Annotated in this window: 25 protein-coding genes and 1 pseudogene; 19 read left to right on the top strand and 7 right to left on the bottom strand. The window is 30.4% G+C overall.

Annotation, left to right across the window (positions count from 1 at the left end; translation table 11 throughout):
* Positions 1-193: 193 nt before the first annotated feature.
* On the bottom strand, positions 194-820 hold the full coding sequence (locus KTF99_RS06015) for a hypothetical protein (RefSeq protein ID WP_008792424.1): 627 nt from the start codon (positions 818-820) through the stop codon (positions 194-196).
* Between the two features lie 101 nt (positions 821-921).
* Here KTF99_RS06015 and KTF99_RS06020 point away from each other — a divergent pair, with 101 nt between their 5' ends.
* The 7 genes from KTF99_RS06020 to KTF99_RS06050 all read left to right on the top strand — a co-directional run bounded on the left by KTF99_RS06020 (position 922) and on the right by KTF99_RS06050 (position 6,487).
* Positions 922-1,473 (top strand): manganese efflux pump, encoded by a 552-nt coding sequence (locus KTF99_RS06020; RefSeq protein WP_003535128.1) that lies wholly within the window; start codon positions 922-924, stop codon positions 1,471-1,473.
* 64 nt (positions 1,474-1,537) lie between these two features.
* The gene (gene mnmG / locus KTF99_RS06025; protein ID WP_003535126.1) at positions 1,538-3,400 is read left to right on the top strand and encodes a tRNA uridine-5-carboxymethylaminomethyl(34) synthesis enzyme MnmG; all 1,863 of its coding nucleotides are present in this window, start codon (positions 1,538-1,540) and stop codon (positions 3,398-3,400) included.
* 2 nt (positions 3,401-3,402) lie between these two features.
* Complete coding sequence (gene rsmG / locus KTF99_RS06030; RefSeq protein ID WP_009008511.1) at positions 3,403-4,104, top strand: 16S rRNA (guanine(527)-N(7))-methyltransferase RsmG; 702 nt, start codon at positions 3,403-3,405, stop codon at positions 4,102-4,104.
* Positions 4,105-4,112: 8 nt separating this feature from the next.
* Entirely contained in the window at positions 4,113-4,880 is a 768-nt protein-coding gene (gene noc, locus KTF99_RS06035) for a nucleoid occlusion protein (RefSeq protein WP_003535123.1), read from the top strand.
* Positions 4,880-5,371 (top strand): HD domain-containing protein, encoded by a 492-nt coding sequence (locus KTF99_RS06040; RefSeq protein WP_003535122.1) that lies wholly within the window; start codon positions 4,880-4,882, stop codon positions 5,369-5,371. The genes noc and KTF99_RS06040 overlap by 1 nt, the downstream gene beginning before the upstream one ends.
* A 33-nt stretch (positions 5,372-5,404) precedes the next feature.
* Positions 5,405-5,767, top strand: coding sequence for a transcriptional regulator Spx (gene spx, locus KTF99_RS06045; RefSeq protein ID WP_003535121.1), 363 nt, complete (start codon positions 5,405-5,407; stop codon positions 5,765-5,767).
* 240 nt (positions 5,768-6,007) lie between these two features.
* Positions 6,008-6,487 (top strand): GNAT family N-acetyltransferase, encoded by a 480-nt coding sequence (locus tag KTF99_RS06050; protein WP_003535119.1) that lies wholly within the window; start codon positions 6,008-6,010, stop codon positions 6,485-6,487.
* A 106-nt stretch (positions 6,488-6,593) separates the two neighbouring features.
* Here the strand turns inward: KTF99_RS06050 and KTF99_RS06055 are convergent, their stop codons facing one another.
* From KTF99_RS06055 to KTF99_RS06065, 3 genes are all read right to left on the bottom strand, one after another.
* Complete coding sequence (locus KTF99_RS06055) at positions 6,594-7,223, bottom strand: LytR/AlgR family response regulator transcription factor (RefSeq protein ID WP_022008113.1); 630 nt, start codon at positions 7,221-7,223, stop codon at positions 6,594-6,596.
* Positions 7,220-7,849 (bottom strand): hypothetical protein, encoded by a 630-nt coding sequence (locus KTF99_RS06060; protein WP_003535116.1) that lies wholly within the window; start codon positions 7,847-7,849, stop codon positions 7,220-7,222. The genes KTF99_RS06055 and KTF99_RS06060 overlap by 4 nt, the downstream gene beginning before the upstream one ends.
* A gap of 127 nt (positions 7,850-7,976) precedes the next feature.
* Positions 7,977-9,392 (bottom strand): leucyl aminopeptidase family protein, encoded by a 1,416-nt coding sequence (locus KTF99_RS06065; protein WP_008792420.1) that lies wholly within the window; start codon positions 9,390-9,392, stop codon positions 7,977-7,979.
* A 160-nt stretch (positions 9,393-9,552) separates the two neighbouring features.
* On the opposite strand from KTF99_RS06065, the gene KTF99_RS06070 reads away from it, so the two are divergent.
* The 5 genes from KTF99_RS06070 (at position 9,553) to KTF99_RS06090 (ending at position 14,560) form a co-directional block, all read left to right on the top strand.
* The gene (locus KTF99_RS06070; protein ID WP_254210098.1) at positions 9,553-9,870 is read left to right on the top strand and encodes a PTS lactose/cellobiose transporter subunit IIA; all 318 of its coding nucleotides are present in this window, start codon (positions 9,553-9,555) and stop codon (positions 9,868-9,870) included.
* A gap of 89 nt (positions 9,871-9,959) precedes the next feature.
* Positions 9,960-11,243 (top strand): PTS sugar transporter subunit IIC, encoded by a 1,284-nt coding sequence (locus KTF99_RS06075; RefSeq protein WP_029481952.1) that lies wholly within the window; start codon positions 9,960-9,962, stop codon positions 11,241-11,243.
* A 65-nt stretch (positions 11,244-11,308) separates the two neighbouring features.
* Positions 11,309-13,147: a BglG family transcription antiterminator gene (locus KTF99_RS06080; RefSeq protein ID WP_217215492.1), complete on the top strand. Its 1,839-nt coding sequence runs from the start codon at positions 11,309-11,311 to the stop codon at positions 13,145-13,147.
* Positions 13,144-13,830 (top strand): hypothetical protein, encoded by a 687-nt coding sequence (locus KTF99_RS06085; protein WP_008792417.1) that lies wholly within the window; start codon positions 13,144-13,146, stop codon positions 13,828-13,830. The genes KTF99_RS06080 and KTF99_RS06085 overlap by 4 nt, the downstream gene beginning before the upstream one ends.
* Positions 13,808-14,560 (top strand): ChbG/HpnK family deacetylase, encoded by a 753-nt coding sequence (locus KTF99_RS06090; protein ID WP_003535107.1) that lies wholly within the window; start codon positions 13,808-13,810, stop codon positions 14,558-14,560. Before KTF99_RS06085 ends, KTF99_RS06090 begins: the two co-directional genes overlap by 23 nt.
* A gap of 65 nt (positions 14,561-14,625) precedes the next feature.
* Here KTF99_RS06090 and KTF99_RS06095 read toward each other — a convergent pair whose 3' ends face one another.
* On the bottom strand, positions 14,626-15,435 hold the full coding sequence (locus KTF99_RS06095; protein ID WP_003535106.1) for a MerR family transcriptional regulator: 810 nt from the start codon (positions 15,433-15,435) through the stop codon (positions 14,626-14,628).
* Positions 15,436-15,517: 82 nt separating this feature from the next.
* On the opposite strand from KTF99_RS06095, the gene KTF99_RS06100 reads away from it, so the two are divergent.
* The 6 genes and pseudogenes from KTF99_RS06100 to KTF99_RS06125 all read left to right on the top strand — a co-directional run bounded on the left by KTF99_RS06100 (position 15,518) and on the right by KTF99_RS06125 (position 22,259).
* The gene (locus tag KTF99_RS06100; RefSeq protein WP_003535104.1) at positions 15,518-17,248 is read left to right on the top strand and encodes an ABC transporter ATP-binding protein; all 1,731 of its coding nucleotides are present in this window, start codon (positions 15,518-15,520) and stop codon (positions 17,246-17,248) included.
* Positions 17,241-19,019 (top strand): ABC transporter ATP-binding protein, encoded by a 1,779-nt coding sequence (locus tag KTF99_RS06105; protein ID WP_009008518.1) that lies wholly within the window; start codon positions 17,241-17,243, stop codon positions 19,017-19,019. Before KTF99_RS06100 ends, KTF99_RS06105 begins: the two co-directional genes overlap by 8 nt.
* Positions 19,020-19,152: 133 nt before the next feature.
* Positions 19,153-19,833, top strand: coding sequence for a response regulator transcription factor (locus KTF99_RS06110; RefSeq protein WP_022008110.1), 681 nt, complete (start codon positions 19,153-19,155; stop codon positions 19,831-19,833).
* Between the two features lie 79 nt (positions 19,834-19,912).
* Positions 19,913-20,599, top strand: a pseudogene (locus KTF99_RS06115) (ATP-binding cassette domain-containing protein); the annotation flags it as partial.
* 1 nt (position 20,600) lies between these two features.
* A complete protein-coding gene (locus KTF99_RS06120; protein ID WP_029481935.1) occupies positions 20,601-21,425 on the top strand; it encodes a hypothetical protein in 825 nt (274 codons plus the stop codon).
* 15 nt (positions 21,426-21,440) lie between these two features.
* The gene (locus KTF99_RS06125; RefSeq protein ID WP_029481933.1) at positions 21,441-22,259 is read left to right on the top strand and encodes a sensor histidine kinase; all 819 of its coding nucleotides are present in this window, start codon (positions 21,441-21,443) and stop codon (positions 22,257-22,259) included.
* A 91-nt stretch (positions 22,260-22,350) separates the two neighbouring features.
* Here the strand turns inward: KTF99_RS06125 and KTF99_RS06130 are convergent, their stop codons facing one another.
* Complete coding sequence (locus tag KTF99_RS06130; protein WP_118249095.1) at positions 22,351-23,880, bottom strand: hypothetical protein; 1,530 nt, start codon at positions 23,878-23,880, stop codon at positions 22,351-22,353.
* A 161-nt stretch (positions 23,881-24,041) separates the two neighbouring features.
* Between KTF99_RS06130 and KTF99_RS06135 the strand changes: the two genes are divergently transcribed.
* Entirely contained in the window at positions 24,042-24,278 is a 237-nt protein-coding gene (locus KTF99_RS06135) for a hypothetical protein (protein WP_008792410.1), read from the top strand.
* A gap of 40 nt (positions 24,279-24,318) precedes the next feature.
* Here the strand turns inward: KTF99_RS06135 and KTF99_RS06140 are convergent, their stop codons facing one another.
* Positions 24,319-24,831 (bottom strand): dUTP diphosphatase, encoded by a 513-nt coding sequence (locus KTF99_RS06140; RefSeq protein WP_003535086.1) that lies wholly within the window; start codon positions 24,829-24,831, stop codon positions 24,319-24,321.
* Positions 24,832-24,838 lie beyond the last annotated feature (7 nt).

Raw genomic sequence — 24,838 nt, forward strand, 5'->3', positions numbered from 1 at the left:
GAATAATCAGATTAACGATAAAAACAGGTGTATTTGATTAAATTAACATTATTATCATTAATCACTTTTCTACTATGAATATCATAGGATATCTTTATCAAACCTTGGTGTCGTAGTAATATATTGCTTTTTGTCGTATGCCAAATCATGCAAACACCATTAAGTTGATACACAGCTTCCTCCTTAGATGAAATTAGTTAGGATGAGAAGTTTTGTTAAATTTAATATTTTTAGCTAATTTAATAAAAAAATGATTATCATTACGCTGATCGTAATGAGTAAGATATAAGCTTAAAATGAAACTACCAATTACAGCTACCAGCATATCGGTAATACTATCGTGAATGCCTGTTGAGTAATGATTAATTGCATCATAGTTAAAAAAGATCAATAGAGCATATTCATAAAATTCCCAAAATAAGGCAATCATCGCATTAAGGGCATTAATGAAAATAAACATCAAAAATTTTCTTTTTTCATTAGGTAAAAAGTGTTTATAAAAGATATAAGCTATCTCACAAAAAATAATTCCACTGAAAAAATGGGTGAACTTATCAAAATATGGAAGATGATAACCCCCTAAACAACTCCCCCACAAACTTGCAAAATAGACAAAAATGATATTGATAATATAAAATTCTTGAGGAACTTCTATTTTTAACAATTTCATTAATAAAGGCATAATGAATGGGGTAAGACAAGCAACGATTGTCATACTAAAATATTTTCCTCCCCAGTTAAGATAAAAAGCGTAAACTAGAGAAATAAGATAGATTAAAATACAGCTTTTATAAATAAAATTAGTTTTTTTATTTTTCATAATTATTCGACTCCTTATTATAGTATACCATAATTACTAAATTTATTTCCTGATGCCCAGAGCTAAATGGTTATTATGCATAAATTAGATGGGGTGAGTTTATGCATATATTTTCAGCAGTTCTCTATGCTGTATCCGCGAATATCGATGCTCTAAGCATCGGAATAGCTTATGGGATCAAAAAAACACATATTAATCATCAAAAAAATTTTATGATTGCATTTATTACAATGATCGGTACTTATGGTGCAATGCGCTTTGGACATTTTTTAACTAATTATATTTCTTTATCATTGGCAGACTTTTTAGGAAGCAGTCTGTTACTATTAATAGGAATCTATACTGTTGTTAAGTCATTGAAAGAGTGTGATGAGATCATTGTTACTAATCATTTATCAGCAGTAAAAAATATTTCTTTAAAAGAAACTTTAGTCTTATCATTGGTTTTAACCATTAATAATGTAGCTTTAGGAATTGGTGCAAGTATTACTGGAATGCCGGAGTTGATTACTTCTTTAACAACCTTTGTTTGTAGTTATGTTTTTATTGGAACTGGTCAAAAATTTAAGCGATTAAATTTTAAGGGAAAATACGCTGATATAATCTCAGGAATTATTTTAATTATCCTTGGTTTGTATGAATTGACAATCTAATGATTATTGTTTTAAAAATAGGAAATTTGTAGTACAATAGATTAGGATTAAGGAGGGAAATATAATGTACGATATTATAGTAGTCGGTGGTGGGCACGCAGGAATTGAGGCAGCGTTGGCACCAGCGAGAATGAATCAGAAAACAGTTTTAGTTACTTCTAACTTTGATAATGTTGGAAGCCTTCCTTGTAATACATCAATCGGGGGACCAGCTAAAGGAATTATTGTCCGGGAAATAGATGCATTAGGAGGACAAATGCCTAAAACTGCTGATAAAACCTACTTACAAATGAAAATGTTAAACACCGCTAAAGGTCCAGGGGTTCAATCCTTACGGGCTCAGGCTGATAAAAAAGTATATCCTCGATATATGCAAGAAGTATTAAAAAAACAGGAGAATCTTGATATCATTGAGGGAATGGTAGAGGATTTGATTGTTGAAGATAATTGTGTAAAAGGAGTTATTTTGGATAATGGCCAAACTATTGAAGGAAGGATGGTTATCTTAACAACTGGTACATATCTAAAAGCAGAGATTTTATGTGGTGATCAAAAGCATGCAAGTGGTCCTGATCAGCAGAAAGAATCAAAATATTTATCAGAAAAATTAGCTAATTTAGGGATGCGGATTCAACGGCTTAAGACGGGAACACCACCTCGAGTAGAGATTAATAGTGTTGATTACTCAAAGACAAGTTTACAGCCAGGAACTGATGCTAATTTGGCATTTAGTTATCAAACTAATGAGTTTATTCCTATTGAAGAACAAACACCATGTTATCTGACTTACACTAATGAAAAAACTCATCAGATTATTCGTGATAATCTACATCGTTCAAGTATGTACAGTGGTATTGTGAAAGGAATTGGACCACGCTATTGCCCATCGATTGAAGATAAGATTGTTAAATTTTCGGATAAACCACAACATCAAATCTTCTTGGAACCTGAATCAGCAGAGATGGATACGATTTATGTGCAAGGTTTTTCAACTTCATTACCACATGATGTTCAAGAAGAAATGATTCGGACTATCCCAGGATTAGAAAATTGTAAGATTTTAAAGTATGCTTATGCAATTGAGTATGATGCTATAGATCCACTACAATTATGGCCATCATTGGAAACAAAAATAATTAAAAATCTATTTACTGCTGGTCAAATTAATGGAACAAGTGGATATGAAGAAGCGGCAGGTCAAGGTTTGATTGCAGGAATTAATGCAACTTTAAAAAATCAAGGAAAAGAGCCATTGATTTTAAAACGCGATGAGGCTTATATTGGGGTAATGATTGATGATTTAGTGACTAAAGGAACTGATGAGCCATACCGAATGTTGACAAGTAGAGCTGAGTACCGTTTATTGATTCGTCATGATAATGCAGATGAAAGACTAATGAAGTATGGACATGATGTGGGATTAGTAAGTGATCAAATATACCAGGCTTATCTTGATAAAATGTCAGAAATTTTTGCAGAAATTGATCGTTTGGATACGATTCGTTTTACTCCTAAACATGAGATCAATGATGCTTTGGAGCATTTTGGTTCAGCACGTTTAACGGAAGGCATTAGTGCTAAAGAATTAATCAAAAGGCCAGAATTAACATATGAAAAAATCTTACCATATGTTGAAGCTCCAAAACTAAGTGAAGAACAACGTAAACGGGTGACTATTTTAATTAAATATAAGGGATATATTGATAAGGCTCGACGTCAGGCTGACAAGCAAGTCAAAATGGAAGAAAAGAAAATTCCGGCAGATATTGATTATGAAGATATTAGCAATTTAGCATTAGAAGCAAAGCAAAAGTTATCAAAAATTCGGCCACTAACGATTGGACAGGCATCACGTATTTCCGGAATCAATCCTGCGGATATATCCGTTTTATTAATCTATTTAAAACAGAAATATAATGAGGAATAGACATGAATGAATTAGAATTCATTAAACAATTAGAAACTAAAGGAATTACTTTAACCCCCCAACAAGTCAATCAATTTAAACAATATTTTAAGATATTGGTTGAATGGAATGAAAAAATGAATTTAACAGCAATTACTGATGAAGAAGGGGTTTATTTAAAACATTTTTATGATTCATTAACGATTGCTTTTGATTTTGATTTTACTGATCAAAGTATTGTTGATGTGGGTGCTGGGGCAGGATTTCCTAGTGTACCATTAAAAATTGTATATCCTGAGTTAAAAATTACTATAGTTGATTCACTAACAAAAAGAATCACATTCTTAAATCATTTATTTAAAGAGTTAAATTTAAGTAATTGTCAAGCTATTAGCGCAAGAGCAGAAGATTATGCTAAAGATCATCGCCAAAAATGTGATATTGTTATGGCGCGCGCAGTAGCCCGTTTAAATATTCTTGATGAGCTGTGCTTACCTTTAGTGAAAGTAGGAGGATACTTTTTAGCCCTTAAAGGGTTAAAGGCTACGGAAGAATTAGAGGAAGCTGGTAAGGGCATTGTTTTGTTAGGTGGTCAAGTGGAAAAATCAATTGATTTTACTTTAACAAATGATAATCATCGAAGTAATATCATTATAAAAAAGGTAAGGGATACTCCAGCCAAATATCCACGAATGTTTGGAAAAATAAAAAAACAACCCCTATAGGAGAAGTTATGTTAGAGAAAGTATATAAACAAATTGATATTGAAAAAATTTCAGCGAATGAAAATCAACCAAGAACTGTTTTTGATGATGAAAAGATTGAGGAATTAGCAGCTTCAATCAAAGAGAATGGTTTGATCCAGCCGATTATTGTACGTAAATATAATCGTGGATATCAAATTGTTGCAGGAGAACGTCGTTATCGAGCAAGTAAGTTAGCAGGATTAAAAACAGTGCCTTGCGTTATTAAAGATATTGATGATAAACAAGTTGATACATTAGCAATCATTGAAAATATTCAGCGTGAAAACTTATCACCGATCGAGGAAGCTAATGCATATAAAACATTGATTGATACATATGATATGAATCAAACCGAATTAGCTAATAAAGTAGGGAAAAAACAGTCGACGATTGCTAATAAATTACGGTTATTAAAGTTATCAGATGATGTTAAACATGCTTTAAAATCAAAACAGATTACAGAGCGCCATGCCCGTGCAATGATTGGCTTGGAAGCTGATAAACAGCAAACGGTATTGCAAGAAGTCTTAAAAAAATCATTAAATGTAAAACAAACAGAGTCTTTGATTAGTAAACCAGTTAAAACAAAACCTAAAAATAAAAAAGGTCCAACTAAAGTATCTCGTAATTTTAAAATCGCAATCAATACAATCAATCAAGCTACAGAATTGATTCAAAAATCGGGAATTGAAGTTATTAGTGAAACTGAAGAAGCTGACGATGAATATATTATTACATTAAGGGTAAAAAAATAATGAAGATAAATGATTTAATATTAGCGATGATTGATTTTTATCAAGGGCACCCTAAACAAATTCAGCATTTGATTAAAGTCCACAGCTTTGCTAGAGTAATCGGAATTGATGAGGGGTTATCTACACAAGAACAAGAAAGATTGGAAGTTGCCGCAATTGTTCATGATATTGGAATTAAACCTGCTTGGGAAAAATATAATAGTTCTAATGGTAAGTATCAAGAAGAGTTAGGACCGGCAGAAGCGATTAAGCTGCTAAATCGTTTAAATTATGATGAAGCTTTAATAGAACGAGTTGCTTATCTTGTTGGTCATCATCATACTTATAGTGAAATAGATGGTTTAGATTATCAAATTTTGGTTGAAGCAGATTTTTTAGTTAATCTTTTTGAAAGCGAAAGTGAAGAAATGGCGATTAACAGTGCTTATCAAAAAATCTTTAAAACAAATATGGGAAAAAGAATTTGTAGGACAATGTTTATGAAGGGCTAGTAATAGTCCTTATTTTATAGATGGAGGATTATTATGATTCGAGTATATACAGCTCCAGGAAGTCAGTCATGTCGAAAAGTTATTGCCTGGTTAAAAGAGCATAATTTGAGTTTTATTGAAAAAAATATTTTTTCGTCTGATTTGCATGCTAATGAATTACGTGAAATTTTAGAGCGCTGTGAAAACGGAACAGATGATATTCTTTCTAAAAATAGTAAAATAATTAAATCAAATAAAATTGATTTTGATAATATGAAAATGGATGAATTAATCGCCTTCATTAAAGCCAATCCTTCAATTTTAAAAAGACCAATTCTAATGGATGAGCATCGTTTTCAAGTTGGATACAATGAAGAAGAAATAAGAACATTCATTCCTCGTCATCAAAGAGGATAGTTAGTCTAGATATTAAAATCTAGACTTTTTACTTTATGTAAAAAGAGCATGGTTATAATTTTTTTAAATATTTATAGAAACTGATTAAGGGAGATAATAAGAGGATTTTTGAAGAAATTAATTTGAAAGTATTATAATTTAGTAAAAAAGTAGTATAATTAATATTTGATAAATGAAAATAAGTCTATAGGTATTATGAAGGATAATATTAAGAATTGAGGGTTATTTAAGGAGGCAGTCATGTTAATTCGTAGAGCAGAAAATAGAGATATTACTCAGATCAATAATTTGTTGAAACAAGTTTGTCTTGTGCATCATAAGGGAAGACCGGATTTATTTAAAAAAGGGGCAAGAAAATATAGTGATGATCAGCTTATGCAAATAATCAAAGATGATAATAGACCAATCTTCGTTGCAGTTGATAATAATGAAGTTGTTTTAGGCTATGTATTTTGTATTTTTGAACAATATTTAGATAGCAATATTTTAACAGATGTAAAAACATTATATATTGATGATCTATGTGTTGATGAAAATTCAAGAGGGCAACATATAGGTAAGCAGCTTTATGAATATTCCAAAGATTTTGCCCAAAAGAGCGGATGTTATAATTTAACACTCAATGTTTGGAGCTGTAATGCATCAGCGATGAAATTTTATGAATCATGTGGACTTAAACCACAGAAAGTTCATATGGAAACAATTTTTGATAAATCGTAATATGATAATTAGTAGTTTTTAAGAAAATGACATTAATTAAGAATAAAACATCCTCCTAATAAGGGGATGTTTTATTCTTAAAGAGATAACTTACAATATAGGAAAATTAATGATTCTTTAGAGCCTGCTTATATTTTTTTCCAATAGGAATGATAGTTTCATCAGATAACGTAATATTATCAGTATCTATTTTTTTAATCCGGTCATGATTAATGACATATGATCGATGTACTTGGATAAAACCCAAGGGTTCAAGTTTTTGTAAAGCCACTGATATTTTTTCTCTAACCTTAACCGTTGAATTTAATGTGTGAATTAAAAGATAATGAGCATATGATTCAACATAAGTAATATTTTTTACATTCATTCTAACTGTTTGATAACCACATTGAAATTCAAGCATTACCCCTAGGCCTTTATTGAGGTACTCAATCCGGTTGATTAATTCATCAAGATCGGCATTAATATTGGCACTTCGAATAAAGGCAAGTGGGTTAAATTCTAAAAGCTCAAACATAAATAAACCACTGTCAATTAGACAAACAATATTAGCGTTTGAAATACTTTTAATATTTTTAATGTTTTCAATGTCTTCAAGTTTTTTTACTTCTTTAATAAATAATGATAGATCATTACCCGTAAATGAATCTAAATAAGTTATTTGCTCTAAATGTGCATTAAGTTTTCGCTTTATTGTGTTGATATATTGATGAGAACATTCTAAAATAACTTTCATTTTTTATTACGTCCTTTTTCAATCGTATTAACATATTGATAAAAATCATTCTTATTCATCTTCAATGCTTTTCTAAGCATTAATTTATCAACAATTTCTACACCATTTGTTTCTAAAATCTTAAATGCAGATTCATAATCTCCTTTTTCCATTTGATCAATAGTACTTGGTAAAAATGCTAGAGTAGTTCCATCTTTCATTAGGAAAGTTATTTTAATTTGATAACCTTGTTGAGCATACATCATTAAAAATGGTACATATGATAAATTAACTTGTTCAATGTCCTTTGTTTTTAAAGTAATATCAGGGACTGCTTGTTTACCTGTAAGAATTCTAATAACTTCAGCAAATTGTTGGAAATATCCCTTAGTGTGGAAGTAGCGGACTTCATTATGATTGAATTCAATTATTTCACTAGAGCCGATGATTGGGGTTAAGAATAGCAAAACCGCAATAAAGATAAATATCATGATTAGAATATTAAGCTGATTATTTAGATGAAGATATTTAGAAATTAATCCATTATAGCCAACTACCGCAATAATTCCAAAAAATACTAAACCTAAATAGTTAAGGAACACTCCTTTTTTCGTCATTTTTTCACCAATTAAAATTTTGTCTTTCATTTTTAATTCCTCCTTACATCTATCATTATATGAATAATCATAAGATAGAAAATGAGTATGGCACGAATGTATTTTTTTATGGCATTAATGTTTTTAAGAAAAAAAGTGAGAGTATTATTTGATACGCTCACTTTTTGACGATTGTTTTTAAGTTAATCATATTTACAACACTACGAATCATCGCACCAGTAGCTCCGGTTCCATCATTGTCAGCACTACCGGCGATATCAAGATGTAACCATTGTGTTCCTTCTTCGATAAAAGCTTCTAAAAAGTTCGCTGCAACACTAGCTCCGCCTCCAGGTTTACCAGCTGAGTTTTTGAAATCAGCACTAGTTGATTTTAATTTTTCAAAATATTCAGGATCAAGCGGAAGGCGCCAACCTTTTTCATCACTAATCTGTAACGCTTGGACAAATTCATCATAGTATTCATCACAATTACTGAAAACACCGGTATATACATCACCAAGTGCTGAAACACAAGCGCCGGTAAGGGTTGCAAGATCAATGATTTTCTTCACTCCAAGTTGTTGGACATATGTAATAGCATCACATAAAATTAATCGTCCCTCTGCATCAGTGCTAACGATTTCGACTGTTTTTTTAGAGAGGGTTGTAATAACATCTTGAGGTTTGTAAGCTTTGTCACTAACAAGATTTTCTGTTGTTGGAATGATTCCATAGACATTTGCTTTGGCCTGACTAGCTGCTAAGATTTGCATTACTCCTAAAACATCAGCACCACCACACATATCATATTTCATACCATAACTGTCACTTTTAAGATTATAACCACCGGAATCAAATGTTAAGCCTTTACCAATTACAGCAGTATAAGGATCGTCACTATTATTATATTTTAAACAAATCATATAAGCAGGAATATTGCTGCCTTGATTAACTGATAAAATTCCTCCAGCTTCCATTTTTTCTAAATTACTTTTATTTAAGATTGTGCATTCTAGTTGTGGATATTTTTGACTAAGCTTTATCGCTTCATCAACCAGGGTATCAGGTGTCATTAAATTTGATGGTGTATCGCTAAGCATCCGCGCATAATTAATTCCCTCACCATAAACTTTCCCTAATTGGATATCATTTTCAAGTTCAGCCTGGCTAAATATTATATCAAATTCATGAATTACTTTTGGCTCATGACCAATTTTATGTTCTTGATATGAATTTTGTAAATAACTTTCGATAAAAGCTCTTGTAATTGTATGAATATCAAGATGATCAGTGTTTATCCCTTCAAGATAAATAGTAGCATGTTCATCTAATTTAATTAAAGCAGCAATATCTCTTATTTGTTTGCTTGTTATTTTTTTTGAAGAACCTAAACCAATAAATGTAATTGTTTCAAATTTATATTTTCCTAAAGTATGAATTACAGTTAGTTCTTTAAACTTCTTATTAACAAGTTTATCAAGATTGTAATCTAGAACTTTATTTAATTGTGGATCAATTAGTTGATCTTCATAGATTGGATAAATTAAATTATTTTCTAAAGTTTCAATATTTATATTTTTTATTTGTTTCATGTATGTTACCTCCGTACTTATAAGATTATCATTTTTTCTTAATAAATGAAAGGTAAACTGCTTGTTTCTTGGTATCATTAAAATAATTACTAAAAGTTCTTTGTCAATATTTCCGCCTAAGTGGAAATATCCTGTCTTTAGATACAAATGAAGGTTTTGTATGATAAAAGCAGGAGTTGATAATATGATAAATAATACCGAGCAGGAAACAATATCAATCATACAATTAACCCAGCAAAGCAGTCTAGCTTATCAAAAGATCTTAGCATATGTCAAAGATCAAAACTTTGTCAAGGCTAATGAATACTTAATTAAGGGTAACGAAACATTACTTGAAGCAAGTAAGATTCATGCTGGATGTTTAACAGTTTCAAGTGATTTAGATTTATTATTAGTGCATGCCGAAGATATGTTAATTTCAGTTCAGTTATATAAATCACTGATTAAAGAATTTATCGATATTTATAAGAAAATATAATTTTCCTACAATAACAGGAAATTAACAGACTTCTAGTTTTATTAGGGTATTATATAATGATATTGTAAATATGAAAGGGGATAGTTTTAATGCAAAAATTAATGGACAAGATGGAGAATGTTTTAGCACCATTAGCAACAAAGATAGGGAGTAATAAAATTTTAAAAGCAATATCAACAGCTTTTAATTTAATAATGCCACTAATTATTTTAGGAGCAATATTTACTCTGCTGAGTACTTTATCACTAGATGCATATCAACAATTTTTAGCTGACTCGGGGGTCGGAACAGTTTTAAGTTTAGTGGGTAAATTTACAACTGATATGTTAGCAGTATATGTATCTTTTACTGCTGCGTATGCCTTTATAAGAAATGAAGGCATGAATACAGATGCCATACCTGCCGGTTTGTTGTCAATTTTAGCTTTCTTTATTATGACACCACTAGCAAATATTGTCGTTGAAGAAACAACTACAAGTTATATTGCTTTTGACTATTTAGGTTCAAAGGGATTATTTACGGCCTTGATCGTAGGAATCTTAGTTGGCTATATTTATACGTTTGTTGTTAAACGTGGCTGGATCATCAAAATGCCCGAGGGCGTACCACCAACAGTTGCCAAATCGTTTAATGCATTAATTCCTGGCTTTGTTATAACGACAGTATTTCTAATCATTAACGGAACTTTTGCTTCATTAACAGGGGTAACGTTTAGTGAATGGTTCTATGGTATTATTGCGACTCCATTATCAGCATTATCAGGTAGCTTAATTACTTATATGGTCTTAACTTTGTTAGCGTCTGTTTTTTGGTTCTTTGGTATTCATGGTGGTCAAGTAACGATACCATTCTCAATGATGCTATTTATGCAGGCTGGAGTTGAAAATCAAGCAGCCTTTGCATCAGGGGCACCAATGCAAAATATTATTACTGTTGGGTTGTTATATTTCTTAATGTTAGGTGGTATTGGTAATACGCTTGGATTATCTATTGATATGTTACTTGCTAAAAGTAATCGCTATAAAACGTTAGGACGGTTAGCAATTTTACCATCTTGTTGTAGTATCAATGAACCAATAGTTTTTGGATTACCGCTGATTTTAAATCCAATTATGGCTTTACCATATTTCTTAGTACCACAAATTAATATTTTAATTACTTATTTTGCAATGAAGAGTGGTCTGGTTTCATTACCAAGAATTGCAATGGGAGCGACAGGAACACCGGTATTATTAGATGGCTGGTTAATTTGCGGAGTATCAGGAATTATTTTAGAAATTGTTTTAATTATTGTATCTGCAATTTTATATTATCCATTTTTTAAAACACAAGATAACATCGCTCTTAAAGAAGAAGCACAGATCAAGGAATAAAATTAGGCTGGATTTCCAGCCTCTTTATCATACTTTATGATAAAATATAAACGGAGGTGCGGATGATGGATAAGAATCAAAAGATGATAATTTTGGAACTAATGAATCATGAAACTGTCAGTGGTTCAAATTTATCAAGCGTAATTAAAATGAGTACTCGTTCGGTTCGCACTATTATTAAGAATATTAATGAAGATATCTGCGGTGCTAAAATAGAATCAGGAAGTTTTGGTTATCGTTTAACAATTGAAACACCAGAAACTTTTTTAGCATATCTACAAAGAGATCAAAATGGTAAAGAGGAATCACGATTAGCTTATTTGTTTAATCGATTTATTGATTGTAATAATTATCTTAAAATCGATGATCTATGTGATGAACTTTATTTATCTCGAACACAATTAAAACAAAGTTTAAAAGAATTAAGAGAATATTTACATGATTTTGATCTTACAATTGCAACTAAAGCATATTATGGTATGTACTTAGAAGGTGATGAAATTAATAAACGACGTGCAATTGCTCATTTCGAAGAGTATCAAATGGACTTTGATATTCTTCAGCGAATTAGAGATATTGTAATTTCATCTATTGCAAATGCTGATTATGTAATTAGTGATGATGTATTAGATAACCTAGTTGCGCATTTATATATTGCTTATTATCGGGTCATGAAAAAAGAATATGCTAATATTGATTCTGAATGGCTTGAGGAAATTAAAGAAGAGAAAGAATATTCATTAGGTTGTGCAATTATGGAGTTGATGAATAAAATAATGGCAATGGAGTATCGAATTGAAGAGGTTGCCTATCTAACTATGCATCTTTGTGGTAAAAACAGTAAACAACTTTCTAATAATTATATAAATCAAGAAATCTTAGATATTGTAAAAGAAATGTTAATGATAATTGAAAAAGTTGCTAATATTCCATTTCAAGCAGATTTAAATCTCCAATTAGCATTATCTTTGCATTTGATTCCATTAGTAAAACGGATTCAGTACGGTACCTTTATGCATAATCCATTAAAGGATGAGATTAAAAGTAAGCTGATTATGGCTTATGAATTAGCGGTTAAAGCTTGTGTTGTAATCAATCAACGTTTTAACTGTACTTTATCAGAAGATGAAATAGCTTATTTTGCTTTACATATTAATTTGTCTCTAGAACAAAAAAAGTATAATTTTCATCGTAATAATATTTTGGTCATTTGTTCTAGCGGGGTGGGGAGCGCGCGTCTATTAGAATATTTCTTTAAAGAAAATTTCAATGATTATATTGAACATCTTGAAGTATGCTCATTGCATGAGCTGGAAAACATTAGTTTAACTAAGTTTGATTGTATCTTTACGACAGTTCCTTTAGCAATTAAAGTAAATATTCCAATCTTTTTAATTAATAATCTTATTAATCAAAGGGATACAATTAAAATAACAAATAATTTAAAGCAGTTAAATCAGGCTAATATACTAGATTATTTTCCAGAACAGCTCTTTTTTACATATGAATCATTTAGTTCCAAAGAAGAGGCAATTCATGAAATAATTAATGAGTGCAAAAAAAGTTATGATCTACCTGCAGATTTTGAACAGTATGTGCTTCAAAGAGAGGCGTTGGCAACAACTGAATTCAATGATTTAATTGCTTTTCCGCATTCTAATAAACCGGTTTCTAATGCTACTTTTGTAGCTGTTACGATTTTAAAGAAACCATTATTATGGAAGAAACATAAAATTAGAATAATTTTATTATCTGCAATTGAAAATAAAGCAATTAAAGAATTAGATGACTTTTATAAAATAATTTCCAATATTATTAGCGATAGTACAATTCAGTGGAATTTAATCAATAATCCTAATTATCAGTATTTTAAAGAAATCATTGAAAGGTTAGAGAGGCTATGAAAAAAATTCTTTTGGTTTGTGGTGGTGGGATGTCGACTAGTCTTTTGGTAAAAAAAATGGAAGCAGCAGACATTTATAACGAATATCAAATTAAATGTAGTGATGTTGTCAGTGGCCAAGTTTTGCTGGTAGATTATGATATTATTTTATTGGCTCCACATATTGCATATTTACAAAATGAATTTGTGCCGCTCTGTCAAAAAGTTAATATTCCATTAATGCTGATTGATAGTTATGATTATACTAAGATGGCAGGTAAAATTGTGTTAGATAAAGCAATTATGTTATTAAATGAGTTTACTAAAAAACATCCGTTTAAAGTTTTATTATTACATAGTGTTGCTGGAGCAATGTCTGATTTGATTGTTCTAGATATGAAGAAAAAAGTAATTGGTGATGAAAAGGATTGGCAGATTGAATCGCTAACTACAGAGCAGTTTGAGGATAAAAATTATGACATTATTTTATTGGAGCCTCAAATTCGTTATGAAGAAGTAAATCTTGAGCGACGTTTAAAAGAGAATCTGACAATTATAACAGTTCCGCCTATTAGTTTATATGCTTCGTTTGACGGACGAAAAGTATTGGATTATATCAAACGAGTTTATAATCAGGAAATAGATAAAAAAAGAAAAAAAGTAAAGGAGAGTATTGAGAAATATGAAATTAATAATGAGAGCTGATGACCTCGGGTTTAGCGAGGGCGTAAATTATGGTATTTATAAAAGTGTAGTAGATGGTGTAATCACTAGTGTTGGAATGATGCCTAATATGGCAAGTGCTAAGCATGGGTATGAGTTGGTTAAAGATTTAGATATCGCATTAGGACAGCACAGTAATATTTGTGTTGGAAAACCGTTGAGTGATCCTAAATTGATTCCGTCGTTAGTCCAGAAAAATGGTAATTTTTGTTCCAGTAAAGAGATTCGGGCTCGTCAAGTAGATACGATCAATGTTGCTGAATGTGAAATTGAGCTGGAAGCTCAATTAGCGAAGTTTCGAGCAATCACAGGTAGAGACCCAGATTATTTTGAAGGTCATGCAGTATTTTCTAATAATTTCTTTATTGCTTTAAAAAATGTTGCTCAAAGAAATAATTTATTCTTTGAAAATCCTAGCTTGGATAAAGAGTGGGAAAAAGAATTTGGAATTACTGGATTAGGATTTATGAGCCTAGATGAACATGGATTGTATGATCCTCGTACATATATGGAAGAGCATTTAGATATTATTAAAAATAATCCTTGTGCAGTAGCTATTTTCCATCCTGGTTTTTTAGATCAGTATATTTTGGAACATTCGTCTTTTACTCTTATTAGACCTATGGAATGTGATTTTCTTTGTTCCGATTGGTTAAGTGAATGGTTAAATAAAAATAAGATAGAATTAGTAAATTTTAAAAATTATAAGTAAAAGTAGGTAATTTAAGATCTTCCTGCCCATTGGTTATTTAACTTGGGAGTCTTATACCTACTTTTTTATTCTGCTATTTCAATTGTAATACGAGTTAAGTATTCATCTTTGGAAGCTTCACAAATATCAAAAATAATATATTCTTCAAAAGCATATTTACCTAATTTAATTTTATGAAGCTCTGCATAATCGAGGATTCTTTGATATGAGTCACGGAGACCATCATAACTTCCATGATGATAGCCACATAAATAATTACCACCCTTTTTAACAAATATTTGTTCACTCAGATTATTAGTTGTTGTAAATAAATAAGAGTAGTTAGATAATTGATTTTTACGAATATTTTCGACATTCATCATTACCCCAACGAATTCGCCAGTAATAATATGATTATTTTCAATAAAAGATGTGTAATCATTCATAAAGTCAGCGAAGCCTTTAGAGGTAGTGTTTTCGAGATTAGCAGATAATAATAATTTAGTTTCTTTTAAATAAGTTACTTTGATTTCATCATAATTAGCATTTAAAGCATCAGTTGTAAATGTTTGAAAATTTTTGATCATTTCGTGAATCTGCTGCATTTCATTAATATACTCAAGCAATTTAGCTTCTTGTTGATTCAATAACTCTAAAAATAATTGGGGATTGCGCTGATCAAGATATATTTGAATATCTTTTAACGACATTCCGAGTTTTTTTAAAGCAATAATTACTTTAAATGTATCATATTGACGATACGAGTAATAGCGGTAACCTTTATCATTCACATATGCTGGTTTAAATAAATTAATCTCGTCATAATGAAAAAGAACATGTTTTTCAACACCGCATATTTTAGCAAAAGTTCCACATGTTAATAATTTTTCTTTCATTTAAATAACTCCTTGACTATAAGGTTACCTTATAGTTTATCATATGATATGTTGCTTCACAATACAATGAAAGGAGAAAAATATGAAATTAATCTTAAAGTATTTAAAAAACTACAAATTACTATTCTTTTTTAATGTAATTTCAGTTTTTGGATTTATTTTAGTTGAATTAGGAATTCCGACCATTGTAGCAACAATGATAGATGTTGGGGTTACTAATAAAGACGTTAGCTTCATCTATATGATGGGTGGCTGTATTGCCTTAGTTTCACTTATCGGTGTGGGTGGAACCATTGCCCTAGGATATTGTTGTTCAAAAATATCAACTGCAATTACTCGTGATATTAGAAATGATATCTTTGCTAAAGTACAACAATTTACAGCTAATGAATTTAATCAGATTGGGACATCATCAATGATTACAAGGACGAATAATGACGCTTTTCAAATTCAACAATTTGTTAACGTATTGCTTCGGACAGCTTTGATGACACCAATTATGTTTATTTTTAGTTTTATTATGACAGCGCGGGCTTCGTTACCGTTATCATATATTATTGCTGCTACAATTCCGTTGATTATCCTTGGGGTTGTCGTAGTAGCGAAGATTACTAAACCAATTTCAGAAAATCAACAAAGTTCATTAGATGACTTGAATCGTATTTCGAGAGAAAATCTTAGCGGGATTCGAGTAATTAGAGCTTTTAATAATGATCAATATGAACAAAAACGGTTTAAAGAAACAAATCATCGCTTTACTAAATATTCAAAAAAATTATTTAAAATTATGACCATGACACAGCCAATTTTCTTTATGCTGATGAATGTTGCTGGTTTGTCAATATATTGGGTAGCAGCTCATCTAATTTCTACTGGTTCTTTAGAAATTGGACAGCTTGTTGCTTTCATGGATTATTTATTCCATGCGATGTTTTCGATTATGCTTTTCTGTACGGTGTTTATGATGTATCCTCGGGCTGAGGTGTCAGCGAAACGAATTGAAGAAGTCTTCAATTTAGATCCAATAATTAAAAATAAACCTGCAGATAGCGATTTTGATGAAAAAGTAAGTATTGAGTTTGATCATGTAACTTTTGTTTATCCTGATGGTGAGGAGCCGGTTCTTCAGGATGTTTCTTTTAAAGCGAACAAAGGCGAAATGATTGCTTTTATTGGAAGTACTGGTTCTGGTAAAAGTACATTAGTGAATTTAGTACCAAGATTTTATGATGTTAGTAGTGGAAGTATTAAAATCAATGGGAAAGATATTCGTGATTATGATGTATTAGAATTACGAGATAAATTAGGTGTGATTCCTCAAAAAGCAGTATTATTTAGTGGGACAATTGCTGATAATATTCGTTTTGGGAAAAAGGATGCTAGTGATGAAGAAGTAGAATATGCTGCTAAAGTTGCGCAGGCTTATCCATTTATAATGGAAAAAGAAAATGGCTTTGATGAAGAAATCAGTGAAGGAGCGACAAATGTTTCGGGTGGTCAAAAACAACGATTAAGTATTGCTCGGGCATTAGTTCGTAAAGCTCAAATTTATATCTTTGATGATTCTTTTTCAGCATTGGATTTTAAAACAGATGCAATTTTAAGGAAAGAGTTAAAAAAAGAAATGACCGAATCAATCATGCTAGTTGTAGCTCAAAGAATTTCTAGTATTATGGAGGCAGATCAGATCATTGTTTTAAATGAAGGTAAGGTCGTAGGAAAAGGAACACATCATCAATTATTAAAGGAATGTCAAATTTATCATGAGATTGCAACTTCTCAATTAAGTGAGGAGGAATTAGCAAATGCATAAAAAATATAGTTTTAAAAAAAGTTTAAAGGGTTTAATACCATTTATTAAGCCGTATAAATGGCAATTTATTATTGCTATCCTAATGATTTTTGCTTTCAATATTTCAATGGTTTTAGCACCAACATTTGAAGGAATGATCACTACTCAATTAGCGAGCGATGTTGCTAAAAGCAGTAGTTTAACAAGTGTGGATATTAGCTTTGGGGCAATTATTAAAATTGTACTTAGTTTAGTAGTCATTTATATTATTAAAACAGTTGCTCAAATGATTTCAGTAGTTTATTTGACGAATGCAATTCAGCAAGCAATGGAAGATCTTCGTAATGCTTTACAAAATAAGATTCGTAAATTACCAGTAAGATATTTTGATAATCATCATTTTGGAGATGTTTTAAGTCGAATTACTAATGATGTTGATGCTATTTCTAACGCTCTACAACAAAGTTTTACGCAGATCGTCAGTGGAGTATTAACTGTTACTTTAGCGTTAACAATGATGTATATGATTAATCCTAAGATGGCAATTATTGGAACGATGATTATTCCATTATCGCTATTAGTAACTAAGCTAGTTGTAGGAAAAAGTCAAAAATTATTTAAAAATCAACAAGATGCGCTTGGTGAATTAAATAGTACTGTAACTGAAATGTATACAGGATATAATGAAATTTTATTATATAATCAACAAGTGGAATCAGTTGAAAAATTTAAAAAAATTAATGAAAATTTAAAAGAAAATGCCTTTAAAGCACAATTCGTTTCATCAACGATTGCACCTTTAAATGCATTAGTTACTTATTTAGCAATTGGGGCAGTTGCTGTAGTGGGAACTGCTGATGTAATTGCAGGAACATTTTTAGTTGGGCAGTTACAAGCTTTTATTCGTTATATTTGGCAAATTAATGATCCTTTATCGCAAATATCTAACTTATCATCACAAATTCAGTCTGCTTTTGCAGCACTAGGAAGGGTGATTGAGTTATTGGAAGAACCGGAAGAAGTACCGGAAGCTAATCCGCCTAAACATTTGAGCGAAGTGGCTGGAAATGTTGATTTTGAACATGTTAAGTTTGGTTATTATGAAGAAAACTTAATGAAAGATTTGAATGTTAATGTTAAAAGTGGTCAGATGGTTGCAATTGTTGGACCGACTGGAGCAGGAAAAACAACAATTATTAATTTACTATTACGTTTTTACGATGTTAAAGGTGGTAGTATTAAAATAGACGGCGTTGATATTCGTGATTTACCACGGGAAGAGTTACGTTCTATGTTTGGAATGGTTTTACAGGATACATGGCTATATTCTGGAACAATTTATGATAACATTCGTTATGGTCGTTTGGATGCTCGCAAAGATGAGATTATTAATGCTGCTAAAATGGCCAATGTTCATCATTTTATTAGAACTCTGCCAGATGGATATAATTCACATATAAATGAAGAAGCCAATAACATCTCGCAAGGGGAGAAACAATTATTAACGATTGCCCGAGCAATCTTAAAAGATCCTCAAATCTTGATTCTTGATGAGGCGACTTCATCGGTTGATACCCGTTTAGAAAAAATGCTGCAAGAAGCAATGCAGCGGGTTATGAAAGGGCGGACAAGTTTTGTTATTGCCCATCGTCTATCAACTATTAAGAGTGCTGACTTGATTTTAGTAATCAATAATGGTGATATCGTCGAACAAGGAACACACGAAGAATTATTAGCAAAACAAGGTGAGTATGAAAAATTGTATAATTCACAATTTGCTCATAATTCATAATCCAGAAGTATCTAAACTTAGATACTTCTTTTTCTTATTAGAAATACAAAGATAAGCTCTTAAAACCAATATGTCTTGGAGAGGTATATTGTGTTATACTATCACTGTGTAAGTGAAGGAATGTAGTATAACAATGGTAAAAATATTGATCGTAGAAGATGACAATGATATTAATAATATGATCCATGATCTATTAAGATTAAATTGTATCGAAAGTGTTAGTGCTTATTCTGGGACAGAGGCATTACTTTTATTAGATGAACATGTAGATTTAGTACTTTTGGATTTGATGTTACCGGGTCTTAGTGGTCAGGAAGTAATTAAGGAAATCAAAAAGAAGAAAGATTTACCGGTGATTATTTTAACTGCAATCGATAAAATGGATACAAAACTTGACCTATTTGCTTTGGGAGCTGATGACTATTTGATCAAACCATTTGATAATAATGAACTTTTAGCAAGAGTAAAGATACAATTAAAGCATCGGCAAGTAGCTTTTTCATCAGCTCTAGCAGCTCTAATTACTTATAAAGATATTATTCTTGATGAAAATAGTTATAAAGTGACTTGTAATGAGATAAAAATAAATTTATCTAAAATTGAGTTTAAACTATTAAAAATATTATTAGAAAGTCCAACTCGTGTTTTTACAAAAGATATTTTATTTGAAATGGTTTGGGACCACGAAGATTCAGGTGATGATAATACGCTAAATGTTCATATTAGTAAGATTCGTAGTAAGTTAAAACAAGCTAATCCAAATCAAGAGTATATAGAAACAGTCTGGGGAATTGGTTATAAAATAAAAGGATAACGGAATTAAGACTTATTTAAGAATTGATTAAGAGTTATTTAACTCTTTTTTTATACAGTAAAAGGGTAGGAGGGATAGTAAAAATAGGATGGGATGTATGATTGAAAGTCCAGCGTTTTATCCTAATTTATCAGCATATGATAATTTAAAGTATTACTGTATTTTAAAAGGAATTATTGATCGTCACAAGATTGAGGAAGTACTAGAAAAGGTTAAATTAAATAATACTGGTAAAAAGAAATTTAAACAGTTTTCATTAGGAATGAAGCAGCGTTTAGGAATTGCTTTGGTAATTTTAAATAATCCTGATTTTATAATTTTAGATGAACCAATCAATGGTTTAGATCCATTAGGAATTAGTGAGATTAGAGAAACGTTATTGCAATTACAACAAGAAAATATAACGATTTTGATTTCTAGTCATATTTTATCAGAACTGTATTTAGTAGCAAATAAGTTTGGAATTCTTGAAGGTGGTAAGATCGTTAAAGAATTATCAAAAGAACAGTTAGATAATGAGTGTAGTCGTTGTTTATTACTCAAGGTAAATGATATAAAAAAAGCTAGTGTCTTATTAGAAGAAGAACTAAAGACAGCTAATTACAAAGTCTTAAATGATCAAGAAATTCGTCTATATGATTATTTAGATGCACAACACATTGTTAGTAAGGCAATAGTTGAAAAGGGAATTGAACTTTATGCAATTAGTGAAATTGGAGTATCGTTAGAAGAGTATTTTAAAAATATTATTAGGGATGGTGAATAGAATGTTGAATATCATTAAAGCTGATTTATTTAGGATTTTTAAAGGAAAAGGAATTTATGTTTTTCTTCTAGCAATCATCGCACTGTGCAGTGTTTCAATTTATTTAAGATCGCCAGGTCATATTGGAATAAGTGGCGGGTTAACGAGTAATTCAGAAGTAACTAAAGAAGATGATTTAGCAACTCCAGAAGATGTAAGAAAGGTAGCTGGTGAGAGTAATGAGCTATTAGATGAAGGGATGATGAAAGTTAATGGGAATCTGTACTATGTACTGATTTTTGTAGTCTTTGCAGTTATTTGTGTTGATTTAGCTAATCATACTGCTAAAAATGTTATCTCTACAGATGTTTCACGGACGACATACTATTTCGCTAAGCTCCTTTTGACATGGGGATTAGGGATAGCAATAATAGCAATCAGTACTTATTTAGGTTATTTTGGTAATATTATCTTTAATGCACCGAGTCATTATTCTAGCTTTTTAGATATAACAATAATTATGCTGCGACAGTTGCCGATCTTTTGTGGTATAATGAGCGTACTAGTGATGATTGCCGCAATAACACAAAAAACATCACGATATAATGCAATCGCAATCGTGTTAGTTATGGTATCACAGATGCTATTAATGACAATTATTACTGTTTTTAATATTGATGGTAGTATAATCATGCAATTTGAGTTTGAAACAATTCTTCGGGACATGGCAGTTATTGGACAGATAGAAATAAAGACATTGTTAACAGGAATTTTAACAGGAATTGGATTGATCATCGCTTCAAGTATGATAGGAGTAACGTATTTTAAACGATACAATATTAAATAATCAGGAGGTAGCTGAATGTTAGTAATAGTGATAATTTTGATCATTTTACTGCTTATTGCTACCTGTTATATTTTTAATTTAAAAAAAAGTATTAGAAAAGCGGCTAATGATATTAATAAAATAAGAGGGCTTGATACTAATGCTTTGATTACAACAACTAACGGGAATCTTGAACTTAGAGAGTTATTACAAGAAGTAAATGAAATGATGCTAACGTTTAGAAAATTAGAGATTGATATTGAAAAGAAAAATAATAGTTTGCAAAAAACAATTGTAAATATTTCTCATGATTTAAAAACGCCATTAACTTCGGCCTTGGGCTATGTCGAATTGTTGCAAAAATATGAGCTAAGTGGAGAAGAACAGCATAAATATGAATCAATTATTATTGATAAGTTAAAACGGCTATCGCAATTGATAGAAGATTTTTTTACTTTTACTAAAATCATTTCCAATGAAGAAAAATTTGAATTAAAGTTATTAGATATTAATCGTATTTTTGAAGAAGAGTTAGTTTGTTATTATCAAGATTTTAATAGTCAAGGGCGGATGATCTATATTAAAGGTAATAAAAAAATAGAGATGCTTAGTAATGAACGGATCTTACGGAGAATTTTTGATAATTTAATTATTAATGCTTTGAAGCATAGCCGTGGAGATATTTATATTTCTATTAATACGGGAGCAGAAATTTGTTTTCAATTCAAAAATCGATTAGATGAGCCAATCATAGTTGAACAAATATTCGATGAGTTTTATACTTCTGATATTTCTCGTACAAAACAAAATACTGGCTTAGGATTAGCTATTGTTAAAGAATTTACTGAGATGTAACTGCTAAGATAAGTGAAAATAATTTAATAATCAGTTTGATTTGGAATAAAAAAACCACTTCTTAAATATTTTAAAAAGTGGTTTTAGTTTTTTATTTGATTAATTCTAAAGTTTGATCATCAAATTTTTCTTTTAAAGCAGTTTCCAATGCATTTAGATCTGATAATTCTTTACCATCACTGCCATATAAAGAAGCCCCATACCAATAATGTGACTTTTCATCTAAATAGGCAGAATCAACATCATCGACATAGATTGCGACATAGTAAGTTTCAACATCTTGTTGGCCACTGAATGATGAGGTATATGTTTCGTCAATTTTATATATAGCAATAACACTGTCGTTATCATCATCTTCCCCTTTGGCAAACCAAAGAGAATTAAATTCATGATTATAAGTAAAAGAATAACCATCTTTATAGCGATTCTTTATGTTTTTGTCAGCTTCTTTTTTTAATTGAGTAATAACTTTTTCTGGTATTTTACTGCTATCTTTAAATTTTTCAATTAGACCTTTAACAGTAAAAGTTTTAGAATCATTAGTTACTTTGATTTTATTTGCTTTAGCCAATTCTTCTGAGTATTTAATCGTTACAGTTATTTTATCACCATTAGATAGATCTCCAGAAAAATCATAGTCAGTATAAGTGCTGCTAACAAAGTTAGATAAATCAGAATTATTTTTGTCATAATCGATATTGCTTTCAACATCTTTTATATAACCACTTCCGTCTTTCCCGGTAAATTCAACAGTAATATTTTTACCTAGATCAATACTAGTATAATTAAAGAATGTATCATATATTTTATAACCACCAAAGCAAACAATAAGAGCAGCAGCAACACCAATCGTTATTTTTCCGTTTTTTGTTTTAAAGAAGTCTTTGATTTTTTGTGTATTGATAGTTGCCGGTTTAGTTTCAGAAGCATTAGGTTCAACCGTGTTAGTTTCAGTTTCTCCGTTTTCTTGTGTTAACTCATTATCAGCTATCGTAGAATCGTCTTCGACAGTTGTAGAATCTTCATGAACAGGTTCTTGAGCTGGAACAGCAGTTACAACTGGTTCATCAAAATTAAAATGAAACCCATCAATATTAATAATTTTTTTAACAATTAATAATAAAACAATATTGATAATAAATACAAAAATTGATAAATACATAAAATATTTAAGGTTGCTTGCAGCGCTAGTTACGGAACTAAGTAATCGTGCTGAATTCATAGTCATAAGTGATGAATAATCACCACTAATTGCAACTCTAAGAATCTTACAAATAGCATTGATTCCGGACATTGATAATAGTAATAATATTGAGTTGATACATGAAACGATGAATTCCCCTAGCATCACGTATTCTTGCTTATTTTTTTTGAAAAAATAAACTCCACTAAGAATGGCGGTTACAATGGCTAATATAATAAATAGATAAAATATAATTTGAATAATTGTAACCATTGATCCAATCGTTCCAGCTAATTCATTAATATCATTGATATTAACATTAGATGATGTTGTTGGACCGAATTTTGAGATTAAATACAATAATGTAACTATCCCTGACAAAACTGTCGATAAAATAAAAACAGTTTTCTTTTTAGCATATTTCATTAAAATATCCATAATAATTCCCTCCTATACTAATATATTATCAAAAAAGATAACATATTACTAAAGATTTTGTAAATAAATAGGGAATCATGGGAATTGATAAAAAATACTATGTTATAATGATAAAAGAAGGAATAAATGAATCATAACAAAGTCATATGGAGGTGGATGAAATGAAATTTTATCAGTATATGTATTATAGTTTTTTGGGGTTGACTTTATTTTTATCACATTTATTATGTATTGTTGTGGCATATCAATATTGTTTGATTGAACATCATAAAACGACTAGTTTTCCACCGTACGTTGCCTTTTTTTCGGCGATTCCATTTTTAATAGGAATTATTGTTTGTTTAATAATAGCAATTAAATTTAAACAACATTATCAAGAAAATAAAAATAACTTATAAAAAAATCAGATGGTTCACTATAATCAACCATCTGATTTTTTTATTTAGTTGTTGAACCAAAACCGCCATTACGTTCATCAGTCGTATTGTCATCTTCAACAATACCGTATTGTAGGAAGATTCCTTGTCCAAAACCTTGGCCAGCTTTTAATTCAACTGTTTTATCTTCATTACTGTCATTAGTTATTTTAATAAAAATATGACCTTCGTTGTCACTATTGAAATAATCACTATCAATGATTCCAACTGTATTGTTTAATTGTAAACGATATTTAAAACCAAGTCCGCTTCTTGGAAAGATAGCAAGAACCCACCCATCGTTGATAGAAACTCTAATTCCAGTAGGAATTTTAATTGTTTCATGAGGTTTTAAAATGAAATCGATAGGGGTATAAAAGTCATAACCCGCAGAACCGATAGTAGCGCGCTTAGGTAATTTAATTGAAGCATATATATCATTAATGGCTGCCTCATCATATTTAGGAAAACTGTCCTTGAAATCAATTATAAATTGTTCTTTAGATACTTTATGAAATTTTGCTATTGCCTGCATAATATCT

Origin of the sequence: Erysipelatoclostridium sp. MSK.7.34, assembly GCF_019041935.1 — a bacterium.
Lineage (GTDB): Bacteria > Bacillota_I > Bacilli_A > Erysipelotrichales > Coprobacillaceae > Thomasclavelia > Thomasclavelia ramosa.

Excerpts from the sequence above, each read along its gene's own strand:
- KTF99_RS06050 (WP_003535119.1), top strand. The coding sequence starts at position 6,008 with ATGTTAATTCGTAGAGCAGAAAATAGAGATATTACTCAGATCAATAAT.
- KTF99_RS06105 (WP_009008518.1), top strand. The coding sequence starts at position 17,241 with ATGCATAAAAAATATAGTTTTAAAAAAAGTTTAAAGGGTTTAATACCA.
- KTF99_RS06090 (WP_003535107.1), top strand. The coding sequence starts at position 13,808 with ATGAAATTAATAATGAGAGCTGATGACCTCGGGTTTAGCGAGGGCGTA.
- KTF99_RS06095 (WP_003535106.1), bottom strand. The coding sequence starts at position 15,435 with ATGAAAGAAAAATTATTAACATGTGGAACTTTTGCTAAAATATGCGGT.
- KTF99_RS06080 (WP_217215492.1), top strand. The coding sequence starts at position 11,309 with ATGGATAAGAATCAAAAGATGATAATTTTGGAACTAATGAATCATGAA.
- KTF99_RS06130 (WP_118249095.1), bottom strand. The coding sequence starts at position 23,880 with ATGGATATTTTAATGAAATATGCTAAAAAGAAAACTGTTTTTATTTTA.
- KTF99_RS06070 (WP_254210098.1), top strand. The coding sequence starts at position 9,553 with ATGATAAAAGCAGGAGTTGATAATATGATAAATAATACCGAGCAGGAA.
- KTF99_RS06100 (WP_003535104.1), top strand. The coding sequence starts at position 15,518 with ATGAAATTAATCTTAAAGTATTTAAAAAACTACAAATTACTATTCTTT.
- KTF99_RS06120 (WP_029481935.1), top strand. The coding sequence starts at position 20,601 with ATGTTGAATATCATTAAAGCTGATTTATTTAGGATTTTTAAAGGAAAA.
- KTF99_RS06040 (WP_003535122.1), top strand. The coding sequence starts at position 4,880 with ATGAAGATAAATGATTTAATATTAGCGATGATTGATTTTTATCAAGGG.
- KTF99_RS06085 (WP_008792417.1), top strand. The coding sequence starts at position 13,144 with ATGAAAAAAATTCTTTTGGTTTGTGGTGGTGGGATGTCGACTAGTCTT.
- KTF99_RS06110 (WP_022008110.1), top strand. The coding sequence starts at position 19,153 with ATGGTAAAAATATTGATCGTAGAAGATGACAATGATATTAATAATATG.
- KTF99_RS06135 (WP_008792410.1), top strand. The coding sequence starts at position 24,042 with ATGAAATTTTATCAGTATATGTATTATAGTTTTTTGGGGTTGACTTTA.
- KTF99_RS06065 (WP_008792420.1), bottom strand. The coding sequence starts at position 9,392 with ATGAAACAAATAAAAAATATAAATATTGAAACTTTAGAAAATAATTTA.
- KTF99_RS06125 (WP_029481933.1), top strand. The coding sequence starts at position 21,441 with ATGTTAGTAATAGTGATAATTTTGATCATTTTACTGCTTATTGCTACC.
- KTF99_RS06020 (WP_003535128.1), top strand. The coding sequence starts at position 922 with ATGCATATATTTTCAGCAGTTCTCTATGCTGTATCCGCGAATATCGAT.
- KTF99_RS06060 (WP_003535116.1), bottom strand. The coding sequence starts at position 7,849 with ATGAAAGACAAAATTTTAATTGGTGAAAAAATGACGAAAAAAGGAGTG.
- mnmG (WP_003535126.1), top strand. The coding sequence starts at position 1,538 with ATGTACGATATTATAGTAGTCGGTGGTGGGCACGCAGGAATTGAGGCA.
- KTF99_RS06075 (WP_029481952.1), top strand. The coding sequence starts at position 9,960 with ATGCAAAAATTAATGGACAAGATGGAGAATGTTTTAGCACCATTAGCA.
- KTF99_RS06015 (WP_008792424.1), bottom strand. The coding sequence starts at position 820 with ATGAAAAATAAAAAAACTAATTTTATTTATAAAAGCTGTATTTTAATC.
- spx (WP_003535121.1), top strand. The coding sequence starts at position 5,405 with ATGATTCGAGTATATACAGCTCCAGGAAGTCAGTCATGTCGAAAAGTT.
- noc (WP_003535123.1), top strand. The coding sequence starts at position 4,113 with ATGTTAGAGAAAGTATATAAACAAATTGATATTGAAAAAATTTCAGCG.
- KTF99_RS06140 (WP_003535086.1), bottom strand. The coding sequence starts at position 24,831 with ATGCAGGCAATAGCAAAATTTCATAAAGTATCTAAAGAACAATTTATA.
- rsmG (WP_009008511.1), top strand. The coding sequence starts at position 3,403 with ATGAATGAATTAGAATTCATTAAACAATTAGAAACTAAAGGAATTACT.
- KTF99_RS06055 (WP_022008113.1), bottom strand. The coding sequence starts at position 7,223 with ATGAAAGTTATTTTAGAATGTTCTCATCAATATATCAACACAATAAAG.